Origin of the sequence: Woodsholea maritima DSM 17123 (assembly GCF_000382325.1) — a bacterium.
In the GTDB taxonomy this organism is placed as follows: domain Bacteria; phylum Pseudomonadota; class Alphaproteobacteria; order Caulobacterales; family Maricaulaceae; genus Woodsholea; species Woodsholea maritima.
In genome coordinates this window covers 1-23,892 of sequence record NZ_KB908056.1, presented here as the reverse complement: position 1 = coordinate 23,892, position 23,892 = coordinate 1, and the positions used below count along the sequence as shown (strand labels likewise).

General features: G+C 53.3%; 24 protein-coding genes. 13 read left to right on the top strand and 11 right to left on the bottom strand.

Going from position 1 to position 23,892, the window contains the following annotated elements:
* Window positions 1-24 precede the first annotated feature (24 nt).
* Window positions 25-1,308, bottom strand: a complete 1,284-nt coding sequence (locus tag H151_RS15020; RefSeq protein WP_019959584.1) for a spinster family MFS transporter — start codon at window positions 1,306-1,308, stop codon at window positions 25-27.
* Window positions 1,309-1,468: 160 nt separating this feature from the next.
* On the opposite strand from H151_RS15020, the gene H151_RS0100140 reads away from it, so the two are divergent.
* A complete protein-coding gene (locus H151_RS0100140) occupies window positions 1,469-1,861 on the top strand; it encodes a VOC family protein (protein ID WP_019959583.1) in 393 nt (130 codons plus the stop codon).
* Here H151_RS0100140 and radC read toward each other — a convergent pair.
* From radC to sfsA, 5 genes are all read right to left on the bottom strand, one after another.
* On the bottom strand, window positions 1,858-2,541 hold the full coding sequence (gene radC, locus H151_RS0100135; protein ID WP_019959582.1) for a RadC family protein: 684 nt from the start codon (window positions 2,539-2,541) through the stop codon (window positions 1,858-1,860). The two genes, H151_RS0100140 and radC, sit on opposite strands and share 4 nt — an antisense overlap.
* A gap of 38 nt (window positions 2,542-2,579) precedes the next feature.
* Window positions 2,580-3,404, bottom strand: coding sequence for a type I methionyl aminopeptidase (gene map / locus H151_RS0100130; protein WP_019959581.1), 825 nt, complete (start codon window positions 3,402-3,404; stop codon window positions 2,580-2,582).
* A gap of 98 nt (window positions 3,405-3,502) precedes the next feature.
* Window positions 3,503-5,122, bottom strand: a complete 1,620-nt coding sequence (locus H151_RS0100125; RefSeq protein ID WP_026353732.1) for a M28 family metallopeptidase — start codon at window positions 5,120-5,122, stop codon at window positions 3,503-3,505.
* 82 nt (window positions 5,123-5,204) lie between these two features.
* Window positions 5,205-5,681 carry an acyl-CoA thioesterase gene (locus tag H151_RS0100120; protein ID WP_019959579.1) on the bottom strand — a complete coding sequence of 159 codons (477 nt, stop codon included), beginning with the start codon at window positions 5,679-5,681 and terminating at the stop codon, window positions 5,205-5,207.
* On the bottom strand, window positions 5,678-6,379 hold the full coding sequence (gene sfsA / locus H151_RS0100115) for a DNA/RNA nuclease SfsA (RefSeq protein WP_026353731.1): 702 nt from the start codon (window positions 6,377-6,379) through the stop codon (window positions 5,678-5,680). The genes H151_RS0100120 and sfsA overlap by 4 nt, the downstream gene beginning before the upstream one ends.
* Window positions 6,380-6,455: 76 nt before the next feature.
* Here sfsA and H151_RS0100110 point away from each other — a divergent pair, with 76 nt between their 5' ends.
* The 5 genes from H151_RS0100110 to H151_RS0100085 all read left to right on the top strand — a co-directional run bounded on the left by H151_RS0100110 (window position 6,456) and on the right by H151_RS0100085 (window position 11,907).
* Window positions 6,456-7,205: a competence/damage-inducible protein A gene (locus tag H151_RS0100110; RefSeq protein WP_019959577.1), complete on the top strand. Its 750-nt coding sequence runs from the start codon at window positions 6,456-6,458 to the stop codon at window positions 7,203-7,205.
* A gap of 163 nt (window positions 7,206-7,368) precedes the next feature.
* Window positions 7,369-7,992, top strand: a complete 624-nt coding sequence (locus H151_RS0100105; protein WP_019959576.1) for an ATP-dependent Clp protease proteolytic subunit — start codon at window positions 7,369-7,371, stop codon at window positions 7,990-7,992.
* Window positions 7,993-8,209: 217 nt separating this feature from the next.
* Window positions 8,210-9,571 (top strand): flavin monoamine oxidase family protein, encoded by a 1,362-nt coding sequence (locus H151_RS0100100; protein WP_019959575.1) that lies wholly within the window; start codon window positions 8,210-8,212, stop codon window positions 9,569-9,571.
* Window positions 9,572-10,078: 507 nt separating this feature from the next.
* The gene (locus H151_RS0100090; protein ID WP_019959573.1) at window positions 10,079-10,510 is read left to right on the top strand and encodes a hypothetical protein; all 432 of its coding nucleotides are present in this window, start codon (window positions 10,079-10,081) and stop codon (window positions 10,508-10,510) included.
* Complete coding sequence (locus H151_RS0100085; RefSeq protein WP_019959572.1) at window positions 10,507-11,907, top strand: relaxase/mobilization nuclease domain-containing protein; 1,401 nt, start codon at window positions 10,507-10,509, stop codon at window positions 11,905-11,907. The genes H151_RS0100090 and H151_RS0100085 overlap by 4 nt, the downstream gene beginning before the upstream one ends.
* A 23-nt stretch (window positions 11,908-11,930) precedes the next feature.
* Here H151_RS0100085 and H151_RS0100080 read toward each other — a convergent pair whose 3' ends face one another.
* A complete protein-coding gene (locus H151_RS0100080; protein ID WP_019959571.1) occupies window positions 11,931-12,434 on the bottom strand; it encodes an antirestriction protein ArdA in 504 nt (167 codons plus the stop codon).
* A gap of 167 nt (window positions 12,435-12,601) precedes the next feature.
* A complete protein-coding gene (locus H151_RS17785; protein WP_019959570.1) occupies window positions 12,602-12,736 on the bottom strand; it encodes a hypothetical protein in 135 nt (44 codons plus the stop codon).
* A 139-nt stretch (window positions 12,737-12,875) separates the two neighbouring features.
* Here H151_RS17785 and H151_RS0100070 point away from each other — a divergent pair, with 139 nt between their 5' ends.
* From H151_RS0100070 to H151_RS0100060, 3 genes are read left to right on the top strand one after another with little or no spacing between them, the layout of a single operon-like run.
* On the top strand, window positions 12,876-13,766 hold the full coding sequence (locus tag H151_RS0100070; protein ID WP_019959569.1) for a sce7726 family protein: 891 nt from the start codon (window positions 12,876-12,878) through the stop codon (window positions 13,764-13,766).
* 2 nt (window positions 13,767-13,768) lie between these two features.
* Window positions 13,769-14,719, top strand: a complete 951-nt coding sequence (locus H151_RS0100065) for a sce7725 family protein (RefSeq protein ID WP_019959568.1) — start codon at window positions 13,769-13,771, stop codon at window positions 14,717-14,719.
* Between the two features lie 4 nt (window positions 14,720-14,723).
* Window positions 14,724-15,764: an RES family NAD+ phosphorylase gene (locus H151_RS0100060; protein ID WP_169336683.1), complete on the top strand. Its 1,041-nt coding sequence runs from the start codon at window positions 14,724-14,726 to the stop codon at window positions 15,762-15,764.
* 690 nt (window positions 15,765-16,454) lie between these two features.
* On the opposite strand, the gene H151_RS17665 is transcribed toward H151_RS0100060, so the two are convergent.
* Window positions 16,455-16,916: a hypothetical protein gene (locus H151_RS17665; RefSeq protein WP_019959566.1), complete on the bottom strand. Its 462-nt coding sequence runs from the start codon at window positions 16,914-16,916 to the stop codon at window positions 16,455-16,457.
* On the opposite strand from H151_RS17665, the gene H151_RS17850 reads away from it, so the two are divergent.
* Complete coding sequence (locus H151_RS17850; RefSeq protein WP_407703486.1) at window positions 16,842-18,020, top strand: polymorphic toxin-type HINT domain-containing protein; 1,179 nt, start codon at window positions 16,842-16,844, stop codon at window positions 18,018-18,020. The two genes, H151_RS17665 and H151_RS17850, sit on opposite strands and share 75 nt — an antisense overlap.
* Window positions 18,020-18,415 (top strand): hypothetical protein, encoded by a 396-nt coding sequence (locus tag H151_RS0100045; protein WP_019959564.1) that lies wholly within the window; start codon window positions 18,020-18,022, stop codon window positions 18,413-18,415. Before H151_RS17850 ends, H151_RS0100045 begins: the two co-directional genes overlap by 1 nt.
* On the opposite strand, the gene H151_RS0100040 is transcribed toward H151_RS0100045, so the two are convergent.
* Both H151_RS0100040 and H151_RS0100035 read right to left on the bottom strand, forming a co-directional pair.
* On the bottom strand, window positions 18,416-20,881 hold the full coding sequence (locus tag H151_RS0100040; RefSeq protein ID WP_019959563.1) for an SEL1-like repeat protein: 2,466 nt from the start codon (window positions 20,879-20,881) through the stop codon (window positions 18,416-18,418).
* Window positions 20,882-20,925: 44 nt separating this feature from the next.
* The gene (locus H151_RS0100035) at window positions 20,926-21,714 is read right to left on the bottom strand and encodes an SH3 domain-containing protein (protein ID WP_019959562.1); all 789 of its coding nucleotides are present in this window, start codon (window positions 21,712-21,714) and stop codon (window positions 20,926-20,928) included.
* A gap of 602 nt (window positions 21,715-22,316) precedes the next feature.
* On the opposite strand from H151_RS0100035, the gene H151_RS0100020 reads away from it, so the two are divergent.
* Together H151_RS0100020 and H151_RS0100015 are read left to right on the top strand one after the other, a co-directional pair.
* Window positions 22,317-22,631, top strand: coding sequence for a hypothetical protein (locus H151_RS0100020; RefSeq protein WP_019959559.1), 315 nt, complete (start codon window positions 22,317-22,319; stop codon window positions 22,629-22,631).
* The gene (locus tag H151_RS0100015) at window positions 22,628-23,011 is read left to right on the top strand and encodes a hypothetical protein (protein ID WP_019959558.1); all 384 of its coding nucleotides are present in this window, start codon (window positions 22,628-22,630) and stop codon (window positions 23,009-23,011) included. The genes H151_RS0100020 and H151_RS0100015 overlap by 4 nt, the downstream gene beginning before the upstream one ends.
* The last annotated feature ends 881 nt before the right edge of the window (window positions 23,012-23,892 follow it).

The following is a 23,892-nucleotide window of genomic DNA, read 5'->3' as shown; positions in this document are numbered from 1 at the left end:
AAGACGCGCGAAAGGCAAAAGGGTTCAAATCTTTTTTGGGGTAGGGGTGTGTTTAGCCGCTTTTAAAAAGCTCCAGCCCGCAAAAGGCAGGGCCAAAAGGATCAGGCCCAGCGCTAATCTAAGCGCCTGATCACCCAGAATTGGCGTGAACAGATCGCCAAAGACACCGACAAATAAAGTCCCTAAGCCCATGCCGATTAAATTGTTGAGGAAGAGGAGAAAAGCAGAGGCCGTGGCGCGTTCATCCTGACGGGTCAGGCTTTGTAGAGCTGCCAGAACAGGGGCCATCCAGGCCGTTGCCAAGGCAAAGGGGATGAAAGCACTAAGAAGTGCAATGCTCCAGCTGGGGATCGCCAAAGTGATCAACGAGAAGGGGATCGCCAAGAACAGCGCGCCTGCAGGCACCCATATATAGGCTTTGGGATAGGTGTTGGCCAGCCGATCAGCGAGGATCCCGCCCAAAAACGTCCCGCACATCACACCTAAGCCCAACACCGGGGCGTAGTAATGGCCGACTTGCTCTAAACTCATGCCATGCGAGCGCTGAAGGAAAGAGGGGAACCAATGCATGAAGGATTGGCTGGGGATGGAGGCCAGGGCACTGGCGATGAACAACCAGCGCAGGGCCGCATTGTCTTTAAACCCTTTAAGGGTAGACAGAATATTGGTGCTGGGCGGTGAGGCTATTTCGCTGTCATCGTCAAACTGGCCGCGCTTGGGCTCGCGCACGGTGAGGCGGAAAACCACCGCGATGACCAAACCGGGCAGAGCCGCGGCCATAAAGGCGGCACGCCAGCCATAACTGTGGGCAATGGTTGCGCCAAGGGCAGTGCCGAGCGCTACGCCGACAGGAATGCCTAGCGTCATAACGCCATAGGCCATGCCGCGTTGTTTCGGCGGGAAATAATCGGCCAATAGGGCATAGGCCGGGGCGACCCCGCCCGCTTCACCGATACCCACGCCAATGCGCGCCAGAGCCAGGGTGGCGAAATTCTGCGCCTGGCCGCACAGCGCCGTAAACAGGCTCCACACCGCGCAGGAAATGGAGATGATCCAGGTGCGTGGGTGGCGATCGGCGAGCCAGGCAATCGGAAGCCCCATCACCGAATAAAAAATCGCGAACGATAATCCGGTCATCAGAGCGAGCTCGGTATCGCTTAGCCCCAGATCGAGTTTGATGGCCTCTTGCAAAACGGCCATAATCTGGCGGTCCAACAGATTGATCGCATAGATCACAAACAGCAAAGCCAGCACCCATCCCTGGCGCATCATCGAGCCCAGGGGGCGTTTGGCTTTGAGCGCGTTCATCGGTAACTACCTGACATCGAAACTGAAATATGCTTTCTCGTGATGTAGCGAAGACGGTGATTACTCGGCAAGAGGGTAAAGCGATGCTTTACACGATGGCTGCGTTCTGAAAGTGTAGCAACTTAAAGATTTATGATGAACGTTAAAATGGGGTGGGACTATGGCTGAGGTCTTAGGGATTGGCGGGATTTTCTTTCTGTGCAGTGATCCAGAAACGACAAAGGCTTGGTATGAAAAAACTTTGGGTTTTATCCCCAACGCCTATGGCGGGTTTGATTTTCCAGCCAAAAAAATTAACAGTGCTTTTGCGTCCGGCGAAGGTCAGGTGATTTTTGCGCCTTTTAAGCGTGACAGCGATTATTTTCTCCCCTCCCATCAACCCTTTATGGTCAATATGGTGGTCGATGACCTGGAAGGCTTGGTGGCGCGAATCACGGACGCTGGGGTTGAGCTGGAAGGTGAGATCCTGCGCGAGAGTTATGGTCTCTTCGCCTGGCTGATGGACCCCAATGGGATCAAGCTGGAGCTATATCAGCCCTTAAGCGCGGGTTAGAGAAGGCCTAAGCGCTTAAAACTGGCGATATTATCGCGCCCGACCACCAGGTGATCATGAAGGACAATGCCAAAGGGTTTGGCGGCGTCCTTGATCTCGCGTGTCATGGTGATGTCGGCTTGCGAGGGGGTGGGATCGCCGGATGGGTGATTGTGTACCAAAATCATTGCGGTCGCATTGAGGCTGAGCGCGCGCTTAACCACTTCACGCGGATAGACCGGGGCGTGATCGACCGTGCCGCTGGCGTGAAACTCATCCGCGATCAGGCGGTTTTTCTTATCCAAATAGAGCGTGCGAAACTCTTCGGTGCTGGCATGCTGCAGGGATGCGCGACAATAATCCAAGAGCGCCGACCAGGATGAAATCACCGGCCGTCCAGAAACTTGCCCCTTGGTGATATGAATGGCGGCGGCATGAACCAGCTTGATATCCAGGGCCGTGCGCTCTGATATGCCCTCAATGGCGCAGAGTTGATCCAGATCGGCCGCACACACCCGGCCCAGATCACCAAAGCGGTGTAAAAGGGCCTTGGCGATGGGTTTGACATCGCGCCGGGGAATGGCCCGAAACAGGATAAGCTCTAATAGCTCATAATCCTGGATGCCGGTGGCCCCTTGCGCTTTGAAGCGTTCGCGCAGGCGATCACGATGGCCATGATAATGGGGGGCGGGCTTATCCATTGTGGTCTCGCTCACCCTGACACCCCCTCACTTGTATCTTAGGCCTTGGTCGGCTGATGAAGGCCCTTGGGCGAGAGGGTGAAAATCTCACACCCGTCTTGCGTCACCCCGATTGAGTGCTCAAACTGGGCCGACAGGGATTTGTCGCGCGTCACAGCCGTCCAACCATCGGCAAGGACTTTGACGCTGGGCTTACCGGCATTGAGCATCGGCTCAATGGTGAAGAACATGCCCGGCTCCAACACATCGCCGGTACCGTACTCGCCATAGTGCAGCACATTGGGCGCATCGTGGAAGAGCTGGCCCAGGCCATGGCCACAGAAATCACGCACGATGGAATAGCGCTGGCCTTCAGCGTATTCCTGGATCGCTGCGCCAATATCCCCGAAGGTGTTGCCGGGGTGAACCATCTCAATGCCCTTCATCAACGCCTCATAGGTGGCATCAACCAAAAGCTCTGACTTGCGTTTGAGATTACCGGCCGCATACATGCGGCTGGTATCGCCATGCCAGCCATCGACGATCACTGTGACGTCGATATTGATGATATCACCGTCTTTGAGCGGTTTATCATTGGGAATGCCGTGGCAGACCACATGATTGATCGAGGTGCACAAAGACTTGGTATAGCCGCGGTAGAACAAGGTTGCAGGAACCGCGCCGCGTTCCAGCACGAAATTGCGCGCCAAATCGTCCAGGCGCTGGGTCGTTACCCCAACATCGACATGATCGACCAACATATCGAGCACGTCCGCCGCCAGCCGTCCGGCCTTTCGCATGCCTTCAAAGCCCTCAGGGCCATGGCGTTTGATGTGACCATCACGGGTGGGGTTGTGCGCGGTATCGAGATCGAGATCAGCCAAGTGTGGGGCTCCTTTCATGTCCCAAGAATATAACGACAAACGGGCCGTTGGGAAACGGCCCGTTGTCTTCGTTCAACACTTTTTACGCAGCTTTAGACTTATTGCTGGCCAAAGGCCTTGCCGAAATAGCTATCCTCATTCCAGTGTGGACGCTCATCCGCATTGGCGATGTCTTGCAGGATCTGGAAGTTGATGCGGGCGAATTTCGCGCCTTGATCATAGCGAATATTCTGCATCACATCATCGCCGGGACCGTGATAATTTCCGCCCAGGAAGCCCAAGAAGCCCTTGCCTTCGTCATCGGCCTCATCAGGAGAAGAGAAGCCGGTCATCAAGAAGATCGAAGGCACGCCGACTTTGACGAAGTTATAATGGTCAGAGCGCACGAACAAAGATTGCTCCGGCATGGGGTCTTCAGAGATATAAGCCCCTGCGGTCTCCGCGGCCTGTGATGTGATCGGGCCCAGGCTGGAATGTTCGGCACCAAAGGCGATCAGGTCGTTGAATTCATAAACGATGACCGGCATGTCCAGATTGATATTGGCCACCATGTCACCCATCGCAGGCGTTGGGTTGCGGGCAATATATTGCGAGCCGAGCAAGCCTTTTTCTTCACCGGTCAGGGCAACGAAAACGACGCTGCGCTTGGGACGCTCACCTTCAGAAAGGGCACGCGCCGTCTCCAGCATGATCGCAGAGCCAGATGCGTTATCGAGCGCGCCGTTACAGATGCGGTCTTCAGCCTCTTCCAGACGGCAAATACCGATATGATCGAGGTGAGCGGTGATGACAACGGTTTCGTTGGCCAAGGCTGGATCTGAGCCAGGCAGAACGCCGACGACATTTTGGCTTTTCACATCTTCACGCGTTGAGCTTTGTGTCACCTCAGCATGGGCGGGCAGCGCAAAGCTGGTGAGGGCTTCTTCGGCTTCAACCTTGGCGGCCAGATCAGCGACCGTAACGTCAGCGTCTGCGAACAGTTTTTCCGCAGCCGCTTGTGAAACGGACAGACGCGCCTCCAGCGGGGTGCCCGCATTACGCACGCTCATCGAAGGGCGTGTGGCGTATTGGGCGTAGGTTGAGAAAGGATATCGGCTGGTATGATCAGCTACAATCGTGATCATGGCTTTGGCACCGTGGGAAGCCGCAATCGCTTCTTTGGTGCTGTTAGAGCCAAGGTGGGCGGCGACATCGCTGGGCAGACCATGGGGTGTGCCAGAGAACATCACGACGATTTTGCCCTCAACATCGACATCGGCATAATCATTAAGACCGAATTGTTCTGCGTCCAGGCCAAACCCGACAAAGACCAGCTCGCCTTCGGCATGGGTCATATCGTTTTCCGTGTGGGCGGCCATCAAGAATTCTTCACCAAAGATCAGATCTTCGCCATTGACCTTCAAAGACGAGCCTTCAGGATCCAAGGTGACCTTTTGCAAAGGCACGCTGGCATAATAATCGCCACTATCCCCGCCAGGCTCTAGGCCCAACAAACGAAACTGTGAGGCCACATAAAGCGAGGCAATATCGTATCCGCGCTCACCGGTATCGCGGCCTTCTAACAGATTGTCAGCCAGAAAGCGGATATGGGCTTCGATGGCGTCGGCGGTGACGGTCGGTTGCACCGGAGCCACAGGTGCCATTGCCGTGGTGGTTTGCGTGCTCGCACACGCGCTAAGCGCCAGTAATGATACGGCGCCGATCATTAAGTGTTTCATGTCTCTCCCCTTAGACTTTGCATTTTCTGCGCGTCGCAAAGTAATAACGTATCACAATGCGGCTATAGTTCTGGATGTCAGCTTAACTTTCGGTAAGTTTAGCGATAGCTACGGCCAAGTCACCTTCTGGTTTATGATAATGACGGGCAAAAATCGGGGCCATGCGTGTGGGTTTGCCGCTGGAGAGGCAAAAGCAGACCAGTTGGGTTCTGGCGCGGAACACTGTTTCGCCCGTCGAGGCTTTACGAAATTGATACCAGCGCTGGGCGCGAAGGCGCCCATCCGATTGGGCGATCCAAACCGCACACTCTAACGCCTCACCGGCGCGTACATGGCCGTAATAATCAGCTTCGCTGTGAATGATCGCCATGCCTTGATCGACGCCGAGGCAATCTTCGCGGGTGAGACCATCCTTGAACCAATGAGCCCAGGCGGTTTCATCGGCCCATTTAAGATAGCAGGCGTTATTGACATGGCCAAACGTGTCGATGTCTTCCGGCTTTGCGGTGATGTTATGAATAAAGGGCGCGGGCAGATCCCAATGCGAAGACGCACTCATATCTGCACCTCAATGGCGCGCTTCACCGTGATGGCTTCGGGGCTAACCTCGCAAGCATAGGCCAGGATCTCCACGCCGGCTTTTTGCGCCGCCCTTAGGGCACCCGCATAGGCTGGATCAATGTCACCGGCGGGGCTCAAAGCCTCGATATCATCGCGCTGAATGATGAAAAGCTGCACGGCGCGATGGCCCTCTTGGACCATGCTGATCAGTTCACCCAGATGCTTGGTCCCACGTGCGGTAACACCGTCTGGAAACTCAGCCAGCTTTGGTGTGCGCACGAAGTGGACATTTTTGACCTCGACATAGCAATTGGCTTTGCCCGGATCTTGCAGCAAAAGATCGATACGCGAGTTTTGTCCGTATTTGACTTCCCGGCGTAGGGTGTCATAGCCGGTCAGCTCACCTATCAGGCCCTTTGCAATCGCGTCTTCGGCCAGGCGATTGGGGTGTTGGGTGTTGATGCCCACGATCTGGCGCTCAACCTCAATCATTTCCAAAGTGTAGGGCAGTTTCCTTTTGGGATCATCTTTATAGCTGACCCAACAGGTCGAATTGGGCGCATTTAGACCTGCCATCGCGCCCGGATTGGGGCAATGGGCCGTCACCAGACGTCCATCGTTCAGCGCAATATCGGCGAGGAAGCGTTTATAGCGTTTTTTCAAAACCGCTTTTTCCAACGGAGGGTCAAACTGCATAAGCGTCTCTAAACTCGTGGCTTTAACGATAAAAAGGTCTACAAAAGATAGGGTATGATAAGCGGAGACGAGCACAATGGAACCGGTCAAGACAGCCATTCTTATCATTGGCGATGAAATCCTCTCAGGACGCACGCGCGATATCAATGTGCAGCAAATCGCGAGCTTTCTGGCTCCCTTGGGCCTCAGCGTGGGTGAAGTGCGCATTGTCGCCGATGAGGCCGATCAGATCATCGAAGCCCTCAATACTTTGCGCGCGCGCTATCGCTATGTCTTCACCACCGGCGGCATTGGCCCGACCCATGATGACATCACAGCCGAATGCGTGGCGGCGGCCTTTGATGTGGCCTTGACCCTTCGCGATGATGCCCGCGCAATTCTGGAAGACTGGTATGCGCGCTCCAACACCGAAGTGACCCCGGCCCGCTTGCGCATGGCGCGTATTCCCGATGGGGCGCGGCTGATTGCCAATCCTGTGACCGGCGCGCCGGGCTTCCAATTAGACAATGTCTTCGTCATGGCCGGGGTGCCCAAAATCGTACGCGCCATGTTGGAGGATATTGCCGATCGCTTAGAGGGCGGGGCCGTCACCCAATCCATCAGTGTGCGTCTTGATGGGGTGCGTGAAGGCGATATCGCCGAAGCCCTGGGGCAAACCGCGCTGAATTATCCTGATCTGTCTTTAGGCTCATACCCTTGGTTTGAAGACAATGAGGCCGGTGAGATGACCCGCGGCGTGGTTTTGGTCGCGCGTGGCGCTGATGAAGCGCGCTTAAAAGCGGTGGAAAGTGAGCTACAGGGCTTTAGTCGGTTTTTGAAAGTGTAAAGCGGCGCAGTCTTGCCCCTTGTGCAAGGGCGATCACGCTCCTAACCTTCAGATAACTGTTATCGCCTAGAACAGGTATAAATGTCTGTGGATCGGTTCGGGTTCACAGATCCCGCCTAAGGCCGCCTTGGCTATTTCACTTGTAAGACTGATGAGGATGCTCATGTCTTTGACGTATGATAATCGCTTGATCCGCAATGACGAGGAAGAGGGCGAGGCCGATGCTGCCAAAGCCGCTCCTGAATTTTTAGGCAAGGCGCTGTTTGAAGCGCGCACCATCCTGATCACCGGCGGGGTGGATGACAAAATGGCCCGCACCGTATGTGCCCAGCTGTTTGCCATGGCCGCAAAAAGCGATGATCCGATTTTGATGGTCGTGTCCTCTCCAGGGGGCCATGTCGAATCAGGGGATATGATCCACGACACCATGCGCTTTATTAAGCCGCGCGTGATCACCTTGGGCTCGGGCTGGGTCGCCAGCGCGGGCGCGCTCATCTATGTCGGCGCGGAAAAAGAAGACCGCTATTGCTTGCCCAATACCCGCTTCCTTTTGCACCAACCCTCTGGCGGTGCAGGCGGTATGGCCTCTGATATCGAGATCCAGGTGCGTGAAATGAAAATCATGCGTGAGCGTCTCAATCAGATCTTTGCAGATGCGACCGGCCAACCTTTGGAGCGTATTCAGAAAGATACCGATCGTGATTTCTGGCTGTCTGCCAAAGAAGCGATTGACTATGGTCTGTGCCATCAGGTCGTGACCAAGCAAGACGAAATTAAGTTCAAATAAGTCCGGTTTATCGGCTTAAAAGACTAGAAAAAGGCGGGCCTCAGGTCCGCCTTTTTTGCTGCAGATGCGTAAAGTTCCCTGCCTCCCTTTAATTATAAAATATTATTGACTTCGCCTAAGCGATATTCCACGCTTCATGAAAACGCCTCAAAAAACAAAGCCGACGTGTCATAAGAGGCGAGGGCCGTAGGGCTCCAAATCAGGGCGAGGAAAACCCATGCAGCGTTTTGACTGTATTATTGTTGGGGCGGGCTTTGCAGGCCTGTCCGCGGCGCAGCATTTAACATCCCAAGGCTATAAGGTGCGTGTGCTTGAAGCGCGCGATCGTGTAGGTGGGCGTACGGAGATGGCGCACTTTGCTGGACGCCATATTGATGCCGGTGGGATGTGGCTGGGCCCGACGCAAATTCACTTGAAAACTCTGGCGGCACGTCTGGGCGCGAAGACCTATCCTACACCCTTAGAGGGACAAAGCCAGGGCCAGGCCGGGGGGTATGCCTTTCGTGCCAAAGGGGAAGCTTTTGAAGATGCGATTGGCTTAATCTCCAAGGTTCAGCTCGGCCTTCTCCTCGTCAAGCTCAATGGCTATCTCAAAACTCTTGATCCAGCTGCGCCATGGGCGGGTGATCAGGCCGCGCACCTTGATGCCTATAGTGTCGCCAGCTGGTCGGATCGTCATATCAAAAACAAGCGCGTGCGTGCGATTTTAAACTTGATTGTACGCTCGGTATTTTGTGCCGAGCCTGAGGAGCTCTCCTTTCTCTTCTTCCTCTTCTATGTCAAAGCGGCAGGGGGGCTTGAAGTTTTGATCGAGGCCAAGCCCGGCGGGGCGCAAAGCCTGCTCTTTCATGACACCTTGGCGCAGATGGCCCAGCAATTGAGCGCTGAGATGCCCGGCGTTGTGGCGCTCAATCAAGCGGTTAAGGCCATAGATCAAGACGACACGGGCGTTCAAGTTTTAACCCAGGACGCCAATTATCACGCCGACCAGGTTATTGTGGCGATCCCGCCAGGCTTGGTGCAACAGTTGAGCTTTTCACCCCCCTTACCCATGGCGCGCCAGGAATTATTGAAACGCCAGATCATGGGGGCGTGTATCAAGGTTTGGGTGGCGTATGAGCGTCCTTTCTGGCGTGATGCGGGCTGGAATGGCATTTTATTCTATGAAGATAGCGCCTTTGCCCCGGTGTTTGATGCCACACCGCCTGGCAGTGAGAGGGGCTTTCTGGCGGGCTTCTTTGATGCGCGCTGTGCGGCGCAATGGAGTGAGAAGACCCAAGACGCGCGCAAGCAGGAGGTGTTGAAGACTTTGCAGCGCGGGTTTGGCGATCAGGCTTTAACCCCGATTGAATATTTTGAGCGGGACTGGACACGCGAAGCCTGGTCGCAGGGCTGTTATGGGGCCTTCATGCCGCCTGGCGCTTTGTCCCTATATGGTCATAGCGTGCGCCAAGCCCATGGCCGGATCCATTGGGCCGGCACTGAAACCGCGATTGCCTGGTCGGGCTATGTTGATGGCGCGATCAGCTCAGGCCTTCGCGCGGCAACAGCGGTGGAGATGGATTTGGCGGGGCTTTAGTCTCTGGACCCCGGATCACGTCCGGGGCCGCGATCCTTATTGCTGTGTCCTCCTAGCGTTAGCGAGGATGTATAGATAATCGAACCATAGGTTCGCCAGCGCGAGCGCGCGCCCGCAGCGTCAGCGAGGATGTATAGATAATCGAACCATAGGTTCGCCAGCGCGAGCGCGCGCCCGCAGCGTCAGCGAGGACTTTATAAAAAACCTGTCATCCCCGACGTGATCGGGGATCTATGCGCTTTCATGGCAAACTCGATAGATCCCGGATCTCACTAAAGTTCGTCCGGGATGACAATTCGCTTTTATATTTGAGGGCGCTTTAAACGGCCTATCGGGCCGCAAGCGCGACCGCGCGCCCGCAGCGTGAGCGAGGAACTTAATTTTTAAGAGAAAAATGGTGCAGGTCGACCAACTCGACTTGAACCAGCTTTTCAGTGTTTTAGATGATTGGACGCGTGAACTCGAGCATTTGGATCAGGGGTCATCTAATAATCTGGGGATGGATTCATGAAGGCCCCGGAGAGCAAGGCTTCTGCGGCCAAATCCTTTGCCCGCGCAGGCAAGCCCAAGGCGGGTTCGCCCCCGCCTTTTTCCTTGCGTTTGACCTTTGAAGAGCGCGCGGCGCTGGACGCGATGGCGGGCGGGCGGCCCCTGGGGGCTTATATCCGTGATCAATTGCTGGGCGATAAGGTGTCAAAGCGCGCCAGCGAGCGCCGTAAACCCCGCGCCGATGAGGTGGCTCTAGCCCGGCTTTTAAGTGCGCTCGGGCAATCGCGCCTGTCGTCAAACCTCAATCAAATCGCCAAAGCCGCCCATATGGGCGCATTGCCGGTCACGCCGGAGCTGATTGATGAGCTGCATGAGGCTTGCGCCGACATTGAGGCGATGCGTGATGCGTTGATGGCTGGGCTCGGCCTTAAGCCCGGAGGCCCGCCATGATCCTGATCGGTAATCAACGCGGCGGCGCGCGTGATTTGGCGGCGCATCTGCTCAAGGATGAGAATGATCATGTCAGCGTTCATGAGCTGCGCGGTTTTGTGGCCAGTGATCTCAAAGGCGCTTTGCGGGAGGTTGAGGCGCTCAGCCGGGCAACACGGTGTAAGCAATATCTCTTTTCCTTAAGTTTGAACCCGCCGCCCGATCAGCAGGTTCGCACCGAGACCTTCGAATCCGCCATTGACCAAGCTGAAGAGCGCTTAGGCTTAGGCGGACAGCCCCGCGCCGTCGTGTTTCATGAAAAAGAAGGCCGCCGCCATGCCCACGCGGTGTGGAGCCGCATCGACCCAGATACCATGAAAGCCATTCAGCTCTCCCATTCGGGCTATAAGCTGCGTGATTTATCGCGGCAGCTTTACCGTGAACATGGATGGGACACCCCGCGCGGCATGACGGATCGGTCCTTGCGGGACCCTAAAAATTATTCCCTGGAAGAATGGCAGCAATGCCAGCGCCAGGGCGTCAACCCCAGAGAAATTAAGGCCGCCATTCAAGAGGCCTGGGCGATTTCTGACAGCCCGGCGGCGCTGACCCACGCTTTGGAAGACCGCGGCTTAACCCTCGCGCGCGGTGATCGGCGCGGTTTTGTGGCGGTTGATCATACGGGCGAGCCCTATGCGCTGGCCCGCTATGCGGGCGTTAAGGCCAGGGACATACGCCAGCGCCTTGGCGGTGCGGCGGCTCTACCCTCCATGGATGAAGCCAGGGACAAAATCGCGCGCGGCATGATCGCGGCGATGGAGCGATTAAAACACGAAGCCGCGCAGAAGGATCAGGCCGAGGCCGAAGCGTTTGAAGCCCGCAAGCAAGCGCTGATCACACGTCAACGCGCAGAACGCGAACAACAAGCCAAAGACATAGAAAGCCGCCACTGGGCCGAAGCGCGCGAAAGACAGGCACGGTTTAGGCCGGGCCTGAAAGGGGTATGGGACCATTTGCGCGGGGAACATCGCCGGATCACCCGGCAGAACGAGCATGACGCCTATCAGGCTCACTTACGCGACCGGGCACAAAAAGACGCCTTAATCCTTAGCCATATTGATCAACGCAAAAACCTGGACCAAAAACGCGAACAGGCGCGCCAGCAGGCAAAGGCCCTGGAATTACGCCTTGAGGCGCAGCGCCAGCACTATGAAACCTTGCGCAAAAACACTCAGGCTCAGGCTTCAGCCAAACTCGCCTTTGACAGGGCCGCTCAACCCCACGCGCCGCCCGGCATCTCCGCCAGACATCAAGAGGCGCTAAGCCGCTTGCGCCAACGCCCAACAGCCAGGGAGCGTCTTCATGGCATAAACAAAAACCGCCCCGCTCCGGGGCCGGAGCGTGAGCGTGAGCGGTGAGGCATTGTATCGTGCAAGGCGTGTCAATGGGGACACGCAACCCATTTTTGACCCATGATTTCAACCTCAGTGATGTCACCGCCCAGGACCATGTCCCGCGCGAAGGCTTCGGTATCGAAGTAATAACGCAAATGTTCTGGGATTTCGCTTAAGAGCCCGGTATCCTCGATATAACGCTCGGCATATTCGAGCGCCGCACCCTTAAAAAGATAAACATCATCAAGATGGCCCAAAACCTCATCGGTTGTACAGCCCAAGTGATCGGCCAAATAAATCACCTTGACGGCATCATCTTCGTCCAGAGCCTCGAACGCTTCGAACCAAAGCTTGAGATTGGCCTGATTGACACCGATGGCTGAAAAAACCTCATAATTATCGCCGTCGATGAACTGGATTTCATATTCCTCGACCGGATCACCATATTCATTGCGGTGAGATGCGAATTTTTCGAGATAATCTTCGTAAGTGCTGAAGTAAAAGCCCGTTGCTGAAATATCGTAAGGTGTAGCGTGATAAATGTTGGTCATGTGTTCCTCCTTTGCTTTGAACGCAAAAAGGAACAGCGGGTGATCTTAAATGGCGGACACAATAGCCTTCACGGGGCCTTAAGGCCGTGGCGCGGAAGGACTGTTGTGACCGGCATGGCAGCCGCTATTTTGCGGGTATTCAAGGCAGGGGAGACAAAGACAAAACATTATTTGATGCCAAGCTTATGGAAGAAGATACTGTTGCGCATTTCGGCGTCACGCAGCACCTTGTCCCAGCTTAAGACCTCCATGTAGAGGTTGTTATTGCCGAACCACTTAAACCATCCACCGCCGTCCGGCATGACCGAACTCACACTTCAAAAACCACCTAATCATCAGATTCTTTTAATATAATGGCTCTAGATTTCAGTTTCATTATCCTGTTAATTATTCTAGAATTCAGGTGGTGCATACGGTAACAAGTGCACTCTAAGGGGAAAGATGAAGAATATTGAAAACATAGACATTTCCGCAACCGCTCGCTTGTTTTCGGCCAAAGTTCTTCAAGAACTGAGTCGTTACGGCGGCTCGCCCCTGCTTGCCCGCCTATTACGCGAATCTGGCTTGGCCGAACAACTTCTCCCGACGGAAACTCTCGAAAAATGCTTTCAGATTGCATTCCGCGCGCTGCGTCGCAAGGCACATCGTCACGAGTACATTTATAAATCGGCAATTACGAACAAGGTGTTACTGGGTACTCACTCCCTACAGACCGCATCGATGATCACAGAGTTTCGGGTGGGGGATTGCAAAGCGGACGTTGTTATCCTCAATGGCACTGGGACCGTCTATGAAATCAAATCCGAACGAGACACGCTCACGCGTCTAGAACGGCAGATAGGCGCGTATATGAACGTTTTTGCGACAGTGAACGTCATCGTCGGAGAAAACCATACTGATCACGTCCTAGACATGACCCCGCCAGAGATAGGCGTCATGGAGCTTTCCTCAAAGCATCGGATTTCAACAATCCGTACAGGCGAAAACAAGCCGGAACGAACTCGGGCAGATACAATCTTTGAGTCAATAAATTTACACGAGGCTCAGATCATACTTCGCAACTTGTTGATTGATGTCCCGGAAGTGCCAAACACGCGCTTATATGACGCCTGCCGCGAACTTTTTATTCAAATCCCTGGTAGCGTTGCACACACACAAATGGTCAGCACCCTGAAGCACACGCGCAAGCTGACTGCGCTTTCGGAATTGGTGAATGAACTTCCATCGTGCCTATACTCAGCAGCCCTCACTTCGAAGATTCGTCGGCAAGATCACAGCCGATTGATTAGCACGATGGGCTTATCTATTAGCGACGCCTTGGAGTGGGCATAGGCATGTATCATCCATATTTTCGCGGCAAGCAATACGAATTGATCACCCTACGGGACAGGGCGTCACTTATCGCCGCAAGCGGCTTTGTGCCGATCATTGAGCCAGTGAAGGGGCAGTTGTCCGGGTTGACCCGCGCCCTAGATGCTCTGTTCGAGGAAGGCGCCCAAGCGATTGTCATCGCCAATCCAGCGATTGGTGATCACGCCAGAAACCATATGCCCATCACCCAATTGCTGACCGAAACATTTCGCGACACAGATCAGCTTGTTATAGGTCTGATGTTGGATGAAGAAGCGGAACTCGACGAAATTCGGGGCCTTTGCGATCTTTATTCTGACCAAGAGGTCGCAATCATCCACTACGGGTTCGCAGATGGAGGGGCTTTGGCCGGTGTCGTGGCCGACTTCCCGAATATCACTACTAGCATCTTCATAGACGAACGCAGTGGCGGCAGGTTGTATCGACGCCATTTCCGAGGACATGCATCACGCATCTTGGTAAGCGATGGGTTTGAACGGCGGAGAAATCGCGATCATCCTGATTCTGAATTCTTTTCCGACCTACATATCACCTACGAAGACGAGAACATGACAGGGTTCGGAGACTTCCTGATCGTCGGGGATGATTACTCCGAGGGCGGAGGCCCAGCGTATACCGTAGCCATCCACATCACCTATATCGATGATGAGCGAGACGACGTGATGGACGTCCATCACTTTAAGTCGGACAGTCAAGAGTCCCCTCAGAACCCAGCCGGTAAATTCGCCGAGGCATTGCGAAAACTAATCCGGGAACTAGATTCTGCGGATTGCAAGATATTTGAAACCACAGCGATGCAAGAGTTTCGGGACCTTCACGCGAGAGGGCATTATCCAGGCCTAGGCTATGTGAAGAAACTTTCGATGATCCACCACATCGAGACACTGTCCGAATATTTAGGACGAGATGACTAGAGCTATGCCGCTCGTCGAAAAATTGTGTTGTGCGGAATGCTTCGGAGATCGTCACCTTCGCGAGGAAATCATTCCCACACTAAGCGAATGCACAGGCCGCTGCTCATTCTGCAAAGCGACTAACCAACAATTGGTCACCCCGCGATCACTGGGTGACCAATTCGGTGCCGTAATCGGAGTTTATGTTCCTGACGACGAAGGTGGCCGACCTCTTGTTGAGTGGTTGATGGGCGATTGGCTAATTTTCAAGACAGCGTCCATGTCAGCGGAGAAAGCTCAAATTCTCCTCGCGGAAATTCTTGACGATGGCGAAATCGTGCGGCGGAATTTCTCACCGTCAGAACAGTGTCAGACGGTCAATTTAGACCGTTGGCGAGACTTAAAGGAGGAGCTACAACATCGAAATCGTTTTTTCCCAGATTCTGACTTTAACAAAGAACGACTAGCAGAATTGTTGGATCAGCTCCTGCTTGATTCTATATATCTCCCCACTCAGTGGTTTAGGGCGCGAATCGTCAAGGATGGTCGACAGTTTGGCGCGGATGAAATGGGAGCGCCACCCAAAATGCGTGCTGGGCAAGGGCGAGCCAATCCAGCAGGCATCCCCTACTTGTATCTAGCATCGAGCAAAAAGACTGCGGTAGCGGAAGTTCGCCCCCACCCCGGTGAAACCGTTTGTGTGGGCACCTTTAACACCCCAGACAATCTAAAAATTGCAGACCTCAGAAATCCACGCGCAAGCATCTCACCATTCCAGTTTGATGATAGCGACCTTCCCGCTCTACGAGGGGATGTCGAGTTTCTGGAGAACTTGGGCGCGGAATTAACTAGGCCCGTTGTGCCAACTGCCGCCGCGATCAATTACATTCCCAGTCAGTATCTTTGCGAGTTTATCAAGAAGCAGGGCTTTGATGGTGTTGCATACGCTAGCTCCATCGAAGCCGGAATGAATTTGGCGCTGTTCAACCCTGACATCAGCGCTGAGCCCGATGTTGAAACCGTGATCATAGAGTCTGTAAGCGTGCGATACAGACTCTATGACTAGTACATCCCCATTATATAAACACACGCCGCCTCACATCGGCAGCAAAACAGGCTTGGAGGTATCGGGTTTCGAAAGACCTGATCGCCATCCAATCCGCGCAGGGTTGGTCCCCAAGAATTGGTCGCGCTGAAAGCGTCCCACGGAACGTGTCTCCATGACATGGCCATGGGGTTCTTAGGGGAGCATGGAAGCTTCCCTAAGCGCGGATTAAACGCGCGCGCGTTTACTGGCTTGATTGATCGGTCCCACCTGAGCCTCCCCACCGGCATGCGCAACATCAGCTATGATGCCAAGCGCAAACCCGGTGCCAGGAGAGCGAAACGGGATCAGAGACAATCAAGCCACCGCCGGGGGGATGCAACGGGGACGTGCTAACGGGTCCCCTTGCCAAGGACGGCGTTGTACTACAACGCACTCCTTGCGCAACGAGCTTTAGCTCACATCTCGCACAACGCCATTTATGGCACATCAGTTATGAAAAGGATGAAACAATTTAACAATGCAAGGTTTCAAAATGAAACTTTCGCGAACGAATCTATGACCACATCGGTAAGACATCAGTCATCTATAATTTCTAGTTGCATCGACTAGCCCATCCCTTGAGTTCCTGCTAGATAGCATCTTAAGTGTTTAATGGACTTCGACATGCGAACAACTATCTCAATAGTATTTTTCGCGATTGCCGCGATGTTAATCATAGATTTTTCGGTGGAGGCACAACGCTATCGAGGCGGTGGTGGCGGCAGCTTCTATGCAAGGCAGCAAGCGCAACGACAAGCGCAGGCCGCTCAACAGCAACAAGCCCGCCAGGCACAGATGCGGCAGCAGCAAGCGGCCATGCAGAGGCAACAAGCGCAGATGCGACAGGCCCGCGCGCGCCAGCAGCAGATGATGCGCCAACGTCAAGCTCAAATGCAGCAACAAATTCAATTGCGCCGACAGCAGTCTGTGCAACAGCGTCAGCAAATGGCGAACCGTCAGCTCGCCCGTCAACAGGCCCAGGTACAGGCCGGTCGTCAGGGCGCGCGGCAGCAAGAAATTGGCAGGCAGCGACAATCTCTCAGGCAGCAACGATTGATGAGGGAGCGTCAGGAACGGTTGAGAAGGCTTGAGCGCGAACGTCGAGAGCGCAGAGAAACTGATGAGCGACAAGACCGGACGGAGCGTCAGACCCTAGCCTCACTCGCTTCTAGAGCAGGAATTGCGAGCAACGTAAATCGACCCGTTCTTGCGTTAAGGGCACAAATCACCAATCGTTTTAACAATGACCAAGCACCAAGACCTACGTCTTTGATGACGGCGGCGGTGCGGCAACAAATCGATGCACGCCGAACGCTTCTTAACCGAGTTCAAAGCACTCGACCGCCTCGCCAAGCGGCTGGTCGGCTAACTAATAGCCGTTTGCAAAGAGCGCGGCGAAACTTCAACAACTGTCCAGAAGGTGTCTGTCGCGCACCGAGGTGTGCTTCCTTCTCACCGGACACATTAGTCTTAACTCAAAGGGGATTGATTCGAATTAGCGAGGTGATGCCACTTTCAGACGTTGTTTGGTCCAGAAGTGATGAGACATTGGATTATGGTTGGCAGGAAATCAATTGGATTAACCGAGGCCGCCACTTTGAAATGCTGAGCATTTCTGTAGAGGATGTAGCTACCGGAGAAACAAGCACCTTAACGGCTAGCCTGAATCATCGTTTTTTCCGGCAGCAAGACCGAAACAATCCCAGATCAGCTATCAATCGAGATATTGACGATTGGGTTTATGCGGAAGACTTGAACATCGGTGATCGACTGATTGGCGCAGGGGGGCAGCTGATAACTGTGCAGGCGATAGAACACCTAGCTGGCGCATCGTCTCTATACAATCTTTCAATCGCCAACTACCACAGCTACTTCGTCGCTGGAACTAGTGGCACTGCAGCGCCGGTCTGGGTTCACAACGACTCCAGGTGTCTACCATTGCGCAACGCAATGCGCGAGCTCCCAGCGGCGGTACAACGAAACATTTCGAGTGTGTATGGGCATGTGCGCGCGGGAACGCGTCCGAGTTGGGCAAATCGTGACAACTGGGGCAAGATCTTTGAAAACCGAGAGAGATTTCCATCAATGCGGCGGGGGGTAACTTATCGGGAGTACACCGTTCCTGACCCCCGAGCGGCAGATCGGGGCCGTATACGAATTATTGCAAGCGACGATGGTCGCGATGTATACTTATCAAAAAACCATATGACTACAAACCCGACAAGGATTCGATAGTGCTAATATCAATAAACCAATGGGCTGAGGAGCTTCAGTATATCAAAAATGCCGTGATCGAACTAGATGCAAGTATTGAAAGGAAAGAGTTTTTTTCTATCTGCGATGGAGTTTTTCAAAACAGCGTTTATTTTGAAAACAGAATTGAAAGTCTAGACCAGCTAGCTGACTTTGCAGGCGAGTGGGCGTACGATAACCGCAAGGACCTTCCTACAATAGCAGTTCACGTTAAACCCAATCTTCCCACGCTATCGCAGCAATGCGATCTAGCGTCGGCGGTCGAAGGTATGCGCAAGCGGCTTATTTACAAGATGATTGGAAATGGCGAGCTGATTGAAGCATCAGAGGCATTATATCATTGGCGCTTTTATTTGGTGCTTGGTCAAGCTGAGTGATTATGACTGGACCATCGTCCAGCGCCCATCTTCACGCTTCCTAAACGTATGAAAATCAGGGAAATTCTGGTTGCAGTCAGCCTGAAGCGCCATATTCATTAATCCCATGATCGGATCGTTTCCACCGCCCGACATCCGGCATGAGGCGATACGACGATACTCGCACATGAAGTCCGTTGCATTCGTCTGAAAACAGGACCGTATCTCCACACCGACAACATCAATGGCAGTTGTTATCCCGAGAAAGGCCGGACTTCTGACATTGCGGTTGGATAACGTGCTGAGTATCTCTTGCTCAGTTGGTGGGGAAATTTCACGGAAGAAATGCATCCCATCGGGATTGAGCTCAAGAACCATCTGACGCGCGGGTTGATAGCCCGCATCTGCGGATCGCTCGAACAGCTCCAACGCTTCGACAAACACATCCGGGTCTTCTGACGTCGAGAGAAGCAGCTCAGCCTGATAGTGAATGGCTGATGCGTAGCCCGCTTCAGATGCCGCATTTATATAGGGTGCTGCTTCGTCTTGTTCACCTGCATACCAAAGAATGCGACCAAGTTGGTATAGAGAGTGTGTGTCTGTGGGGTCGTCCTCGACCGCCGCAATACATGCATCGATACCGCGCTCAAAGAGTTCAAAATCGAGGTCGTCGTTACCCTGAAAGTGAACCCCTTCGGCACGCTTCGTCGGATCATTTGGGTCGGCAGCGAGAACATCACACTCTCGGACTCCGTTGGCGTCAGGTCGCCCGCTCGGAGGTGGAAGAAGCAGCTCAGCTAGGTATTGATCCCAATCATCTTGATCAATCGATCGCTCTTCAGGCGCAAGCTGGTCGACAGGTCGGAGATTCTGACCTGTAAAGAAATTCTCAGCGTTGAATCTAAAGCGTGTCGCAACACCGTCCGCGTCTGTAATCTCGAGATTAAATACGCCAGGCCGGAACGCCCAAATGAATTCCGTAACTCTATGATCGTATTCGAAAAGATCACACGTTAGTTCTGTAAGGGTTAGCCACTCTCCATCGACAAAGATTCGCTTGTTGAAATCCAAGCCGTTGACTCGAGCATCGCGAAGCACACCCTGACAGATTTCGTTATTGTTGCGCCGGAGCGCTGTCTCCGCCGCCGTCTCGTAGAGCCCGAAAGCGGTAAAATCGGCGCTCAATTGTTCAAACAACAGCGCCTGCTGCTGAACGTCCTCTGCGTCATCAGCAGACCATTCGAGTTCCGCCAATTCCTGTTTATAGGTATCCAAGTCGCCCGATAAGAATTCGTTGATCGCGTTTAATGCGTCAGTGAAGACCAATTGCGCATCGTCAGGAAAGCCGGATAGCTCAAACTCTTCCGCCAGCGCGAATGCTGTCTCAAGCATGACAGAAGCGTCAGTGTAGCGCTCACCTGAAGCCACGACCGTTTCGACCGCAAGCACCCGCAATACGTCTAGGCGTTCAGCAATAATTGGAGCGGCCAGCTCCGGTAGCGTGCTAATACGTGATGAGGTGGTCGGAAGCTCCTCTAGCCCCTCAGTAGAGTTCAGAGCGGCAATCTGATCGGCTGCAAACGCCAAATCAAAGAGAGGCGCTTCCTCAAGATCCGTTTCGATCCAGGCCGTTTGCTCATTAAGCCAAGCCAGTACACGGTCATCTAGATAGGTCTTGAATTCCGGCGAGGACGCATTGCGAGAGAGTTCAATCGATGCGCTAACGGCCGGAGCAAGAGATATGTCGTCACCACCGAGCGCCTGCGCCACCCTCGTGGACCATATACGATCCTTCAAACCCGCAGACACTTCTTCATACGCGCTCAAGTAGGCAGGGTATTGCTCTGGTGCATACGCCTCGATTGACGCGAGGATATTGCGAAAGTGTTCGAGCGCCTGTTCGAATTCTGCGAATTCAAACGCAGGGTTTTCTAGATAGGCTCGAAACGCGTCGAGATCGCCATCAACGACTTCTGACGTGATCCACTCACCTTGCGCTCGGAATGCTCTGTACTGCTGGCTTCCCTGAAGACCTGTGATTGACCTGAAGGGGGCGAGTTCTGTTTCCAGCGGGCCGAGAAGCCCGAAGCTTGGCTCCAGAACGCTAAATAGCAATGCACGCGCTTCAAGGGGAGCTGGTTCAGACTGGATCGCCCAGTTTTGAGTCGCCGCAGCATCTGCACGGAACACAACCACGCCGTCCGTTACGCCGACTAGAGTAATGCGTTCAATCAGTGAGCACTCGAAACCAAGGACTGCGCTAACAACGTTGGCGAGCCGCTGGATCGTCGCTGCGTCCTGATCAAAATATGCTGCCGAACGTGTCGTTATGGTGATGGGCGCTTCTTCAGCACATGTGTAATCACCAGGCAACGTCAGTTCTACGTCCGCGCCATCCGACGCCAGCACCCTTTCTTGACTGAGCGCTGGGTCAGATTGAGCCGCAAACAAGGCAAGTGCAGCACCTATTCCTGCAAGTTTCCCCATGCCGCTTCATCCTCATCAGTCACCTCGCTGATGCGCAAACTTCCTTAGGCTTGGGCGACCCAGCCGTTCGCGCCCTGGCAAGCCTCCATAGAGGAGGAATGGGTGGAACCGTCGGCAAGCGTGATCGACTGTTCAATTGTACGGCAGAGCTGCTCATCGGCCAACGCCGTTTCATACACGTCTTCATCAGCGAACTGCGTAGAGAGGTCTGAGGGCTGAGCGCCGGGGGCAGCCTCAAGTAGGGGGGCATAGATGAAGCCGCTTCCGACCCCACCTTGGCTAATCATGAACCAGTCCTGGCCCTGCACTCGTCCGACCACGTTCACCACTTCGCCAGGCGTCAGACTACCAACGACCACATAGTCAGTTCCTGGTCCACCCCGCAAGTTTGAGTTGCCACGTGCTCTGTAGGTCTCGCCCATAATGTCCAGCGGAGGAACCTCATTGATCCGCTCTCGCAGTACTGGCACACTAACAGGTTGCGACTTCACTTCACTGGAAACCACACGCGCCTGTCCGGCCGTACCATTGTCCGGATTTGACCAGGTTTGGGCTACCCCGGTTGCAGCAGCCTGTTGTGTGGCAACTGCCATACGTTGTTGGTCGCGCTCATCAAGATAGCGACCGAGTTGATTGCCAAGAAAACCACCAGCAAGCATGCCAAAGGCAATCCATGCCTCCTCGTTGTCATCCGCAACTTGGCTAGCAATTAATCCCCCCAGCGCGCCGCCAAGAACGGTACCCATCTCTTGCCTAGATGCCGTTACAGAACATGCAGTCAGCATCAAAACCGAAACCGAGGCGACACCCGCCCTCAGAATAGTCATTCTCATTATTTCCCCCAAAAACGCGAGCACAACGGCTTAGCTTTCTACCATAAATTGCCATGAACTGCTTAACAGGTAATTCACACACCCGCAACTTAAACTGCCCACATTTTCACCCATCAGCTAACGAGTCTAATTTGAAAATAACGTGCTAATAAGACATCCAATTCCCCCACCGCTTCCTCATCAATCTGCCATGCGGACGCGGCGGACGAACAAGGGCAAGCCCTTCTCCACTTTGTTACGACCATTCGATAAACGGTTGGTGTTCGCCGCCGCTGATCCCGCGCGGCTGTTGCTTTCCTCGTCACCAACGAGGGAGGTCAAAATGACACTGCGCATTCCAAATCCATCCGAAGCCAAGCGCTTGAACAAAGGCGAATTATCCGCTCTGCTTCGTGAAGTGACTTGGCTTTAGCCGATCCTGATCCTCAGGTTCGTGAGGCGGCTGAAGAGAATGTCGATGGGTTTCTCATTACAATACGTTGAGGGAGTGGGCCACGCGAACTTCTTACGCTTATTTTTACGTTGACAAATTTGTAAAACTTTGATCATCAGTAGACCCGCCATACTTAAATTTCCCTAAAAAATGGGACTAGGAGAACCGCATGGAAATCGGCGATGACGTCTTTGTTTTACCAATCCTTTCTACGGGCGTGGTTCACGCACTAGCCCATCCAAATGCAGATATTGACGTTGATCCGAGCCCTAATATTACACGGTACCCCATCGCTGATCTTGAAAAGCTGCCTTACAAAAACTCATACATGCAGGATGGCTTTTTCCACACCCTATCAGCAAAACAATACACCCTAAAGGGGCAAAAAATCCGTAAAGTCGAGATCACACAGCGCAAAGGCCCTGGCTCGCCCCGCACAGCAAGGATTATCATTACAAATGGGGACGAAGTAACGATACGATGAATAGAGAGCTTATAAATGATAGGTTAATTTATTCTGTAGGGATTTTTATACTAGCAGCGGAGTCCGTAGAGGAATTTTCTGTGAAATTTGGCATTGCCGAAATTTCATCTAAAGACACAATAAGCTTAATTCAAGCTAGTTTCACAGCACTTTGCTTTATTTTGCCCGTATATTATATTAATAAAATTAAATCATTTCTAATTGAGCATTTTGAGAATGTTAAACAAAGTGCAAAAGCGCAGAGCATTAGTGATGACGATAGTCGGACATTTGTCGGAAAAAAAAATGTGCTAAACGCCCTTGTTACAATAGCTAACATTTTAAGTTTTTTAACGCCTGCTATATTTACATTTATAGTTGTTTATGCTTATTTTTATTAATTAATAATTAACTTGAATCGCGCATTCAAATTATTGCGCCAATGCGAATATATACAAGGAACGAACCCAATGCCGGAAAATTCACCCGATTTATTATCAAGACACAAAAATCCAGATGGTAGTGTCGGAGGTCTCGTATCGGCCTTTGCAAAGATAGACCCCACCGCAACAATCAAGCCATTTGGTAAAGTGCTTAAAGGTGCTTGCGTGGGGCCACATCAAGTTGTCTTAGATGGTCAGATAGTTTCCACCGAAATGGGTATAATAGGACCACCGCCTGCTAGTGGTTAAGCAGCTTAAGTAACTTGCTACAAGTTCGACACAATGTAGAGTGTCCAACGCCGAGGTGCGCAGCTAATGCTCGTCCAGATATGCCTTTTTTCATTGCTTGATTGCCTGCCTCCCGTATTATCTCGCAGTTAAGCGCCGATATTCTCCTTAACTTCGTGCTTTCGCTGCAGCGATTCCAGCGTATGTGCGTTCGGCGATGTGTTTGCCCTCCAGCGTTCGCAATGGCGTAGATGGCTTCCCTATACGGCGAGCCTGTATCCACCCCACACAGATTGAACGAAACGCTATGTTCCGCTCCTTCATCATCTGAAGCATATCCATCAGGTCGAAGAGTGAGCGGCTGGGACGCGGTCTAACATCAAAAACCTCAAGCCTGTCACCGTATTTAAGAGGCTTCATAGCCTTTATGCAGAATGTATGGCTCTTGCAGCTCTTTAATATTCATATCATTCATACCTCCCCCATTGCTTCCTCATCAATCTGCCACGCGGGCGTGGCGGACGAACAAGGGCAAGCCCTTCTCCACTTTGTTACGACCATTCGATAAACGGTTGGTGTTCGCCGCCGCTGATCCCGCGCGGCTGTTGCTT